The organism is Paraburkholderia sp. (assembly GCF_035501035.1).
Taxonomy (GTDB): Bacteria; Pseudomonadota; Gammaproteobacteria; order Burkholderiales; family Burkholderiaceae; genus Paraburkholderia.
Map to the genome: position 1 here is coordinate 1 of NZ_DATJWR010000115.1, position 7,560 is coordinate 7,560.

Below are 7,560 nucleotides of genomic sequence, written 5' to 3' on the forward strand. Positions count from 1 at the left end.
TCTGTTTCGAGCGGCTCGATCAGCGTGAGAATGCCGCCCACATCGTCGGGCGTCGCTTCGCGCAGGCTTTCCAGGTTCTCGTACGAGATCATGGTGCCCACGCCGTCGTGCAGGAACAGTTCGAGCAGGAGGCTGCCGTCGAGCGCGTACGGAATGATGTGCGCGCGGCCCACGCCGCCGCGGCAGGCGCGAATGGAGTGCTTCAGATAGAAGCCCGCGTCGCCGAGCACGGTGCCGCTTTCCTGCAGCTTGTAGGCGTCGTCGAGCGACAATTCGCGGATCAGTTCGCCTTCTTCGTCGAGAAGGCCCTGCGTTTCCGTGAGGAAAATGATCTTGTCGGCGCGCAGCGCGATGGCTGCCGCGGAGGCGACGTCTTCCATCGAGAGGTTGAACGCCTCGCCCGTGGGCGAGAAGCCGAGCGGCGAGAGCAGCACGAGCTTGCGGCTTGCGAGCGAATGGCGGATCGAATCGGCGTCGATCTTGCGTACGACGCCCGTGTGCTGGAAGTCGACGCCGTCGAGAATGCCGACTGGACGCGCCGTCACGAAGTTGCCCGAGACCACGCTGATGTGCGCGTGCGCCATCGGCGTGTTCGGCAGACCCTGGCTGATCGCGGCCTCGATGTCGAGGCGCACTTCGCCCGCGGCTTCTTTTGCGGATTCGAGCGCGCGGGCATTCGTGATGCGCATGCCGTGCGAAAACTCGGATTCGACACCATGCAGGCTCATCTGCTCCTCGACTTGCGGGCGCGAGCCGTGCACGAGCACGATCTGGATGCCGATGGCCTGCAGCAGCGCGATGTCGGCAGCGAGCGCGTTGAGCAGGTTCTGGTGCACGACCTCGCCGCCGAAGCCCACCACGAACGTCTTGCCCTGAAAGCGGTGGATGTAGGGCGCGACCGATCGCATCCAGTCGACGAACTGCGCGTGCTGCGCGAGGAGCTGCGAGGCGGGATCCGCAGCGGCGGCCGAGGCCGGCGCGCCGGCGGTGGCGGGGACGAGGTCGGTTTGGGAATTCATGCCCGGGATTATAATGCGCCCCCATGTCGAATGTACCCAAAAGACCTGCCTCGGCGCAGGGCAGCAACACCCCGGCCGGGAAGGAATCGGCGCAGGACGGCGCAAAAGAGAAGAGCGCGTCGCAGAAGTACGGCGACAGGCAAAAGCTCGCGTCGACGGACCGGCTTGCCGCGCTCGTGGGCGGCGGCGCGCTGGGTGGCGCGCGCGTGCAGGACAAGCGCACGGCGTCGACGCATAAGGGCGCGCAGGGCAGCGAGCCGGAGAGCGTGCAGGCAGAGCGTGCGCAGGCCCGAGAGCGGTCAAAACCGCAGACGTCCCCGCGCGCCGAACCGCGTGCGCAGCAGCGAAGCGAAACGAAGCCCGCGCCGCCAGCGCAAAGCGAAGCGCAGGGCGCACGACGCGGCGGTGAAGCGCGTCGCGACATGCGAGTGGAGCGCGGTAGCACGCAGCCGGCGCAACCACGCGACGATCGACGGGCAGAGCAGCGAGGCGAATCACGGAAACGTCGCGACGACGCTCGCGATACACGAGCCGCGACGGCACACGATCCATCGCCGCGCGCGCAGCGGCCGAATCAGCCGAACCCGGCGAACCAGCCGAACCAGCGGAATCAGCGGAATCAGCGGAATCAGCGGAATCAGCCGAACCAGCCGAGTCAGCCGAGTCAGCCGAGTCAGCCGAGTCAGCCGAACCCGGCGAATCAGCAACGACCCGCCAAGGCGAAATCCGACAACGCGCCTCGCCCCGGCAGCGAAGTCGAGCGTGAACATCCGCCGCGCGATGACCGGCAGGCGCGCGCGTCGCGAGCGCCGCGTGCGCGCGTCGAGCCCAATCCGGTGCCCCCCATCACGTTCCCCGAAGCGCTGCCGGTGTCCGGCCGCCGCGAGGAAATCGCCCGCGCGATCGAGCAGAACCAGGTCGTGATCGTGTGCGGCGAGACGGGCTCGGGCAAGACCACGCAATTGCCGAAGATCGCGCTCGCGCTGGGCCGCGGGCTCGGTGCGGGCGGCACGGGCCTCATCGGCCATACACAGCCGCGCCGGATCGCGGCTTCGGCTACGGCGCGGCGCATCGCCGAAGAACTGCAGACACCGTTCGGCGAAGTGGTCGGCTACAAGGTGCGCTTCACCGACAATCTTTCGCCGGGCGCTTCGGTCAAGCTCATGACCGACGGCATCCTGCTAGCGGAGACGCAAACCGACCCGCTGCTCAAGGCCTACGACACGCTCATCATCGACGAGGCGCACGAGCGCAGCCTGAACATCGACTTCCTGCTCGGCTATCTGAAGGAGATCCTGCCGCGCCGGCCCGAGCTGAAGCTGATCGTGACCTCGGCGACCATCGACGCCGACCGCTTCGCACGCCACTTCGGCAGCGAGGAGAAGCCGGCGCCCGTGATCGAGGTGAGCGGGCGTCTTTATCCCGTCGAGGTGCGCTATCGGCCGGTGCAAGAGGACAGCCCGGCGGTGAAGGCCGCGCAGGGCACGACCGGACGTGAAAAAGGCGGCAAGTCGCAACGCGACACCGACCGCGACCTGATGGAGGCGATCGTCGACGCCGTCGACGAACTCTGCCGCGAAGGCCCCGGGGACGTGCTCGTATTCCTGCCAGGCGAGCGTGAGATCCGCGACGCGGCCGAGGCGCTGAGAAAGCACCATCCGCCGCACACGGAGATCCTGCCGCTTTTCGCGCGTCTTTCGGCGCAGGAGCAGGAGCGCGTATTCAAGTCGTCGAACGCGCGCCGCATCGTGCTGGCCACCAACGTGGCCGAAACCTCGCTCACGGTGCCGGGCATCCGCTACGTGGTCGACACCGGGCTTGCGCGCGTGAAGCGCTACTCGTACCGCAACAAGGTCGAGCAGCTGCAGATCGAATCGATTTCGCAAGCCGCCGCGAACCAGCGCGCGGGCCGTTGCGGCCGCGTCGCGGACGGCATCTGCATTCGCCTCTACGAAGAGTCGGATTTCATCGCGCGCCCGCGCTTCTCCGATCCGGAGATCCTGCGCTCGTCGCTCGCGGCCGTGATCTTGCGCATGAAGTCGCTGCACCTCACGGCGATCGAGACGTTCCCGTTCATCGAGCCGCCGCCGGGGCGCGCGATCGCCGACGGCTATCAGCTGCTCAACGAGCTCGGCGCCGTCGATGATGACAACGCGCTCACGCCGCTTGGCCGCGAGCTCGCGCGCCTGCCGCTCGACCCGCGCGTGGGGCGCATGATTCTCGGCGCGCGCGACGAACAGTCCCTGCGCGAAGTGCTCGTCATCGCGAGCGCGCTTTCCGTGCAGGACCCGCGCGATCGGCCCATCGAGGCGCAGGAGCAGGCCGACCAGGCGCATCGCCGTTTCGCCGATGAGCGCTCCGAGTTCCTGCAGTGGCTCAAGATCTGGGCCTGGTTCGAAGAAGCCGTCGCGCACAAGAAGTCCAACCGCCAACTGCTCGATTCGTGCCGCGCGAACTTTCTCTCGCATCTGCGCCTGCGCGAATGGCGCGACGTGCACTCGCAACTGCTGACCGTGGTGCGCGAGCACGGCTGGCGCATCAACGAGGCCGACGCGACGTACGAGCAGATCCATCACGCGCTGCTCACGGGCCTGCTCGGCAACATCGGTTTGAAGGCCGACGACGAACCGCATTACCTCGGCGCGCGCAGCATCAAGTTCCACTTGTGGCCGGGTTCGGCGCTAGTGAAGAAGGCGGGGCGCTGGGTGGTGGCCGCCGAGCTCGTCGAGACGAGCCGCCTCTACGCGCGCTGCATTGCGAAGATCGAGCCCGAATGGCTCGAGAAGGTCGGCGCGCATCTGCTCAAGAAGTCGCTTTCCGAGCCGCATTGGGAAAAGCGCGCGGCGCAGGTGAGCGCGTTCGAGCGCGGCGTGCTGTATGGCCTGCCCGTGTATCAGCGTCGGCGCGTCGCGTTCGGCAAGCAGGATCCGGCGCGCGCGCGCGAGCTCTTCATTCGTGGCGCGCTGGTGGAGGGCGAGTTCGACACGAAGCTCGCGTTCTTCGCGCACAACCGCAAGCTGCTCGCCGATATCGAGCAGCTCGAGCACAAGTCGCGCCGCCAGGACGTGCTCGTCGACGACGAGCTGATCTACGCGTTCTACGATCAGGCGATTCCCGAGGGCATCTATTCGGGCGCGTCGTTCGAGCGCTGGTATCGCGACGAGGTGAAGAAGAGCGGTGAGCCCGAGGACAAGCTGCGCTTGCTGTACCTCTCGCGCGACGACCTGATGCGCCACGAGGCGGCGGGCGTGACGACCGACCTGTTCCCGAAGCGCATGACGATGTCCGGCGTGGCGATGACGCTCACGTATCACTTCGAGCCGGGCTCGCCGCGCGACGGCGTGACGCTCGCGGTGCCGCTCTACGCGCTCAACCAGGTCGATGCGCGCCGTTGCGAATGGCTCGTGCCGGGCATGCTCAAGGAGAAGGCGCAACTGCTGCTGAAGTCGCTGCCGCAGAAGCTGCGTCGTCATTGCGTGCCGCTGCCCGAGTATGCGGCGGCCTTCACCGAGCGCACGGGCGGCGAACGTTTCGGCGCGGGTGGCTTGCTGGAGGCGCTGATCGCCGACGTGCGCGAGCAGAAGCAGGTCGCGCTCAAGTCCTCGGACTTCAAGCTCGAAACGCTACCCGCGCACCTCTTCATGAACTTCAAGGTGATCGACGAGCACGGACGACAGCTCGCGATGGGCCGTAACCTCGCGCAACTGCGCTCTGAGCTCGGCGCGCAGGCGCAACAGCAGTTCCAGAAGCTCGCGAGCGCGACGGCGCTGGCCGCGCTGGAAACGCATGCGCAGGGTGGCGCGCCTGCAGCATCCGATCAGACTGTGCGCGAGACGAACGCGAGTGGGGCCAGCAAGCGCAACGCACCCTACACGAGTGCGGCCGCCGACGCCGTGCCGGGCGACACAGCGCCAGCCACGGCGCTCTACGAAAACCTCACGACCTGGAATTTCGGCAAGCTGCCCGAGCTGCTGGAAATCCGCCGCGGTGGTCAGACGCTGTTCGGCTATCCGGCGCTCGTCGATCGCGGCACGCACTGCGATGTCGAAGTCTTCGACTCGCCGGAGGAGGCGGCGCGGATCCATCGCGCTGGGCTGCGGCGGCTTTTCGCGCTGCAGTTGCGCGAGCCGATCCGCTATCTCGAGAAGAACCTCCCGGGCCTTCGCGAGATGGCGATGCAGTTCATGGCGCGCGCCACGCAGGAGGAGCTGCGCGACCAGCTGGTCGAACTCGCGCTCGACCGCGCCTGCCTGCAAGACCCGCTGCCCGATGACGACGCGAGCTTCCACGCGCGCAAGGACGAAGGCCGCGGACGCCTCTCGCTGCTCGCGCAGGAAATCGCGCGGCTCGTTGGCCAGATCCTTGCCGAATATGCCTCGGTGGCGAAGAAGCTCGTGCAGGCGAAGGCCTTCGGCGCGCCGGCGGTGGACATGCAGGCTCAGCTCGACGCGCTCATCAGCAAGCGCTTCATTCTGGAAACGCCCTATGCGCAGCTCGTACATTTCCCGCGCTACCTGAAGGGCATCGCGCTGCGTATCGAGAAGCTGCGCGCCGATCCCGCGCGCGACGCTCGGCAAGCCGCCGAACTCCAGCCGCTCGCGCAGCAGTACCAGCGCGCGCTCGCGCAGCGTGGCGGCGTTTTCGATCCGCGTCTCTCGGAGTTTCGCTGGCTTCTGGAAGAACTGCGCATCTCGCTCTTCGCACAGGAGTTGCGCACGCCAATGCCGGTTTCGGTCAAGCGCCTCTACAAGGTATGGGAATCGATGCAGCGCTAGTCGAGCCTGCGCTCACTCCGGGCACATTGCGGGGCCATGACAGGAGTCGAAACAGGGGCGCTTAATGGCGCCCCTTCACATTTCAAGGGCTTTACGTCAACCTTGCGCGCAGGTAGACGTTCTACAATCACGAATCTGCCCGGGAACGATTCTCCATGCCTAACAACACTTTTGGCCGTGTCGCCAGCAAAACCGCTTCGCTGGCGCTCGCCTGCGCCGCCGCTTTTGCCTCATTTGCCACGTTTGCCACCATTGCCTCAACGACCGCTCACGCGGAAAACATCATCGTCCTCAATTCGGGCGAAGCCACGTTGAGCCTCATCGACGACAAGACACACGAAGTCGTCGGCACCGTGCCCACGGGCAAGGAGCCGCATCACCTCTTTCCCACGCCGGACAACAGCTCGCTGATCGTCGCGAACTCGGTGTCGAACAACCTCCTGTTCGTCGATCCGAAAACCGGCAAGCCGCAGCGCTGGGTCGGGAACATCGAAGACCCGTATCAGCTCGGCTTCTCGCCCGACCGCAAGTGGTTCGTCACGACGGGCCTGCGCCTCGACCGCCTCGACATCTACCAGTACGGCGGCGGCAGCAACATCACGCTCGCGAAGCGCCTGCCGCTCTCGGCCATGCCGAGCCACCTCGCGTTCACCAACGACAGCCGCATCGTATTCGTCTCGCTGCAGGTCTCGGGCGAAATCGCGGCCGTCGATCTGCCCACGCAGAAGCTGCTCTGGAAGATGAAGGTGGGCCCCGCGCCCGCGGGCCTGTGGCTCACGCCCGGCGACAAATACCTGCTGGTCGGCATGACGGGCGCCGATTACGTCGCGGTGGTGGACTGGCGCAATCAGAAAGTCGTCAAGACGATCCAGGTGGGCAAGGCCGCGCACAACTTCCGCTCGCTCGTTGACGGCCGCCATGTGCTGGTGTCGAGCCGCGTGTCGAACACCATCAGCATCATCGACGAGCAAACGCTCGAAAAAACAGGCGAGATCAGCGGCCTGATGCCGGGCCCCGACGACATGGAGCTTTCCGCCGACAAGCGCTACCTGTGGGTGACGTTCCGCTTCGCGAAGCACATCGGCCTGATCGACATGCAGACGAAGAAGCTCATCAAGACGATTGCCGTGGGCCGCTCGCCGCATGGCATCTACTTCTACGACCGCGCGCCCGTCACGGCGCCGAACGGCGCCTGAGGGCGCAGGGGCGTTCGCACAGATGATGGCGTCCGCGCTGGCGTTGATGGGGCAAGCAGGGCACGCGGTGCTCTCGTGTGCCGACGACCTCGTGTCGTGGCTACAGACGCTCCTCTACGTGAACGCGGTGCAGCCGCTGCTCTTTCGCGCCGGCATGATGGACGTGGACGAGGACACCTACGACGCGCTTTACTGGGTGATCGTCGGCGTGCTGGAGGTTGGCGTGATGTACGCGTTGCTGCGCCCGCTCGAAGCCCTCGCGCCGGTGGAAAAGTGGCGCGACCGCAAAGGCGTGGGCGTCGATGCGCTCTATACGTGGATCACGCGGCTCGGCATCGTGAATCTGCTGTTCTTCTTCACGATGCAACCGTTCTTCGACCGTGCGCAAAGCGCGCTGCGGCTCGTCGGCGTGAAGACCGTGGACCTCGACAACCTCTGGCCGGGCGTGACCACGCAGCCGCTCGTGGCGTTCGCGATCTATCTCGTGGTGCTCGACCTCTTCAGCTATTGGTACCACCGGCTTTCTCATCGTTTCGGCATCTGGTGGGAGCTGCACGCGGTGCACCACAG

At 66.3% G+C, this 7,560-nt stretch carries 4 protein-coding genes; 3 read left to right on the forward strand and 1 reads right to left on the reverse strand.

Going from position 1 to position 7,560, the window contains the following annotated elements; translation table 11 throughout:
* Positions 1–1,019, reverse strand: a 1,019-nt coding sequence (argA, locus tag VMJ11_RS08285; RefSeq protein WP_325618781.1) for an amino-acid N-acetyltransferase, incomplete at its 3' end; no start/stop codon positions are given.
* 23 nt (positions 1,020–1,042) lie between these two features.
* Here argA and hrpA point away from each other — a divergent pair.
* From hrpA to VMJ11_RS08305, 3 genes are all read left to right on the forward strand, one after another.
* The gene (gene hrpA, locus VMJ11_RS08295; protein ID WP_414694339.1) at positions 1,043–5,794 is read left to right on the forward strand and encodes an ATP-dependent RNA helicase HrpA; all 4,752 of its coding nucleotides are present in this window, start codon (positions 1,043–1,045) and stop codon (positions 5,792–5,794) included.
* Between the two features lie 155 nt (positions 5,795–5,949).
* Positions 5,950–6,990 (forward strand): beta-propeller fold lactonase family protein, encoded by a 1,041-nt coding sequence (locus VMJ11_RS08300; RefSeq protein WP_325618787.1) that lies wholly within the window; start codon positions 5,950–5,952, stop codon positions 6,988–6,990.
* 22 nt (positions 6,991–7,012) lie between these two features.
* Positions 7,013–7,560 (forward strand): sterol desaturase family protein (locus VMJ11_RS08305; RefSeq protein WP_414694340.1); only part of this gene is annotated, 548 nt, incomplete at its 3' end.

Bases quoted from the DNA above. Each gene is read 5' to 3' on its own strand.
- hrpA (WP_414694339.1), top strand. From the start codon at position 1,043: ATGTCGAATGTACCCAAAAGACCTGCCTCGGCGCAGGGCAGCAACACC.
- VMJ11_RS08300 (WP_325618787.1), top strand. From the start codon at position 5,950: ATGCCTAACAACACTTTTGGCCGTGTCGCCAGCAAAACCGCTTCGCTG.